The sequence below is a fragment of the Streptomyces sp. NRRL F-2664 genome (assembly GCF_000719345.1).
GTDB lineage: Bacteria > Actinomycetota > Actinomycetes > Streptomycetales > Streptomycetaceae > Streptomyces.
Map to the genome: position 1 here is coordinate 1 of NZ_JOFX01000504.1, position 289 is coordinate 289.

General features: G+C 65.1%; 1 protein-coding gene. It reads left to right on the top strand.

Annotated elements, in window-relative coordinates:
* Positions 1 to 67: 67 nt before the first annotated feature.
* Positions 68 to 289, top strand: a 222-nt coding sequence (locus IF89_RS0136720; protein ID WP_199820693.1) for a helix-turn-helix domain-containing protein, incomplete at its 3' end; no start/stop codon positions are given.

The following is a 289-nucleotide window of genomic DNA, read 5'->3' on the forward strand; positions in this document are numbered from 1 at the left end:
CGGGCGAGGCCCTCGGGTTGTTGAGCGGGATATCTGACGTCCGCAGCTTTACAACACGGGGGCCTCGTTGGTTCCTTTTCGTGCGGTACTCGATGTCCCACATGCACTCGTGGAGTGGGTCACGATGCTCATCCTCATCCGGGAGGGTGGCCGGCGGTGCAAGCTGCGGCCTTCACAGCGGGCTCTGGCTGCGTTGGTGTACCTGCGGAGGAATGACACCCTGCAGCAGGTGGCGGCCGGCTTCGGCATCAGCGTCGGCACCGCACATGCGTGCGTACACGCGACGGTG